Below are 2,680 nucleotides of genomic sequence, written 5' to 3'. Positions count from 1 at the left end.
ATCTGCCGGAGGATCGCGCCGCGCCGCTGATGGGCGACTGGGAGCGGCTGCTCCTTGCGCGCTCCGAGGACGGGTCGCTGACCTACGGCGCGCGCAAGGCCAGCCTCGACATGCTCGGTGGCACCGCCCGGACGGCGCAGGCGCGCGGGCTGCTGCTGGAATTCCTGGCGGAGACCCGCAAATTCGAGGGCGCCGCGATCAAGCAGCCGACGCGCTGGTCGATGGTCGAGCGGCTGATCGCCCTGGGAGAGCCACGGCCGCAGGCGCTGATCGACGCCGAAGCCGCGCGCGACACCACGCCCGAAAGCCCGCGCCGCGCGTTCATCGCCGCGGCGGGCATCCCCACGGCCCCAGCCAAGGCCGCGTACTTCGCGCGATTCCTGGACGATCCGCGGCTGAACGAGGAGTGGGTGACCGCGGCCACCGGCCCGTTCAACACGCCCCTGCATTCCGCGCTCACGCTCCAGTACCTGCGTCCGTCGCTGGACCGCCTGGAATGGGTTCGCGACAACCGGCGCATCTTCTTCCTTCCTCGGTGGATCAGCGCCTTCGTCGGCGGGCACGACAGCCCCGAAGCCCTGGCGATCGTCGACCGCTTCCTGGCCGAGAACCCCGGCCTGCCGATTGACATCCGACGCAAGGTGCTGCAGTCCAGGGACGAGTTGGAGCGCACGGTCCGCGTCCGCGCGTCGGCGGCGGCGCGCTAGCGGATGTCGCTGCTCACTGTTTGGCTGACGACATTCGGCGTGGCGCTGCTCAGTGCGCTGGTGCCGGTGGTGAATATCGAGATCTACCTGCTGGGCGCCTCGGCGCTGGCCCCGTCCGCGTTCGTGGTGCCGCTGATCGTGGCGGCGACCGCGGGGCAGATGCTGGGCAAAACGGCGATGTACTACATGGGGATGGGCGTGCTGAAGCTGCCGGGGACGCGCTGGAAGGTGGCGATGGAAAAGGTGAACAGCCACATGGAGCAGCACCCCCGAATGGGCGGCGCGCTCGTGTTCGCCAGCGCCAGCGTGGGGCTCCCGCCGTTCTACATCATGAGCGTAGCGGCCGGCGCCGCGCGGATGAACCTCGCCTGGTTCATCGTCCTCGGCTCACTCGGCCGCCTGATTCGCTTCGGCGTGATCGTGGCCGTGCCGCAGCTCTTCAAGGGTGGGTTCCATCTCTGAGCGGGATCGCCATGCGGCAAATCGACTGGCGCGAGCACATCCATTGGGATCCAGCTGTCCTGGCGGGAAAGCCCGTCGTTCGGAATAGCCGGCTGGGAGTAGAGTTCCTGCTGGGGCTCTTCGCAGCAGGATGGACCTCGGCTGAAATCCTCGAGTCGTATCCTCAACTTACGCCGGAAACGCTACGGTCGATCTTCGCGTTCGCCGCGGAATCGCTGCGAGAGCCCTCATGCTATGCCGTGACGCTCCGGGGAAGATGAACCCGTAGCAACGCGCGCCAGATCGGGTTGCCCGCAGATTGCAGTAGAGGCCGGGTGAGATGAAACGCGCGGGGGAGTGGCTGCTCCCCCGCGTTTCACAACCGTCCCGATACTGCCGTGATGGATCGCATCTACGCGCCCCTGGCGCTTGCCGCGCTGCTGGCCGCTTGCACCCCCAGCGCCCCGGCGACCGGCCCCTCTCCCGATCCCCGGCCCGACCCCACGCCGGCGAGACCCGCCGCCCCGCGCGCGCTGGAATACCAGCCGATCAGCCCGGCGCTGCCTGCCATCCCGGAGGCGAACGGCGCGCTGGACATCCGCGTGATCCACCCCACACCCGACCAGGGCCGTCCGCGGGTGGACTCCACCTTCATCTACGGCTCCGTCGGCCGGGGCGGCGTGGCGCTGTCGATCAACGGCACGCCCGTTCCCGTGGCTCGCAACGGCGCCTTCATCGGCTATCTACCGACGCCCAGCGATGGCGTGTGGCGTCTGCGCGCGATGGCCGACGGGCAGGAAGACAGCGAGCAGGTGGCCTACGCGCGGCCGTCCGGGGGCGGCGGCGGGGCCACGCCCGCAACACCGTCGCAGAACGCCGTGTACACCCGCGCGCGCCTGGGCACCGTCACCGGCGGCGCCGACACGCTGGCCACCGGCAGCGACGCCGTCTACGCCCGCCCGACGCCAACGGGCACCTATCGCTGGTTCTTTCCGCGCGGCGCACGGCTGAGCGTGCTGGAGCGGCGGGGCAACCAGTACCGCGTGCAGCTGGACGGGGCGACCGAGGCGTGGGTGGATGCGGAGAACATCGGCCTCGCGGATACGACGGCCACGCCGCCGGACGCCACGCCGATCCAGGCCGCGCGCGTCATTCGCTCAGGGCAGAACCTGGACGTGAGGGTGGCGGCGCGCGGGCGGCCGTTCCTGGTGGAAACTTCGGAAACGGGTGCGACGATCACCGTCTACGGCGCCGGCAGCGCGCAGGCGCGCAGCGAGGCCCCGGCGGATGCGTGGTATCGCGGCGCCACCACCACGGCGGCGGGGGCATCCACGCAGTACGCGCTGCAGCTGGCGAGCGCGCCGTGGGGTTACAAGGCGTGGTACGAGGGCGATGGAACGCTGGTGGTCCGCGTGCGCCGGCCGCCGGCCATCGATCCGGCCAATCCCCTGCGCGGACGCCGGATCGTGATCGACCCCGGCCATCCGCCCGCGGGCGCCACCGGGCCCACCGGCCTGTACGAGGGCGACGCG

The 2,680-nt window shown here is 70.8% G+C and carries 3 protein-coding genes and 1 pseudogene; all 4 read left to right on the top strand.

All coding sequences use genetic code 11. The annotated features are described in order from the left end of the window. A partial coding sequence (locus VIB55_RS02125) for an ERAP1-like C-terminal domain-containing protein (RefSeq protein WP_331875013.1) occupies positions 1-707 on the top strand: 707 nt, incomplete at its 5' end. A gap of 3 nt (positions 708-710) precedes the next feature. Next, complete coding sequence (locus VIB55_RS02120) at positions 711-1,169, top strand: hypothetical protein (protein WP_331875012.1); 459 nt, start codon at positions 711-713, stop codon at positions 1,167-1,169. 11 nt (positions 1,170-1,180) lie between these two features. Next, positions 1,181-1,429: a DUF433 domain-containing protein gene (locus VIB55_RS25420; RefSeq protein ID WP_349262981.1), complete on the top strand. Its 249-nt coding sequence runs from the start codon at positions 1,181-1,183 to the stop codon at positions 1,427-1,429. Positions 1,430-1,549: 120 nt separating this feature from the next. Further along, positions 1,550-2,680 (top strand): annotated as a pseudogene (locus VIB55_RS02115) (hypothetical protein); the annotation flags it as partial.

The organism is Longimicrobium sp. (assembly GCF_036554565.1).
Lineage (GTDB): Bacteria > Gemmatimonadota > Gemmatimonadetes > Longimicrobiales > Longimicrobiaceae > Longimicrobium.
Note: the sequence above shows the minus strand (reverse complement) of the source record. Positions and strands in the feature narration are given on the sequence as shown.

Coding starts and splice junctions, on each gene's coding strand:
- VIB55_RS02120 (WP_331875012.1), top strand. CDS start 711: ATGTCGCTGCTCACTGTTTGGCTGACGACATTCGGCGTGGCGCTGCTC.
- VIB55_RS25420 (WP_349262981.1), top strand. CDS start 1,181: ATGCGGCAAATCGACTGGCGCGAGCACATCCATTGGGATCCAGCTGTC.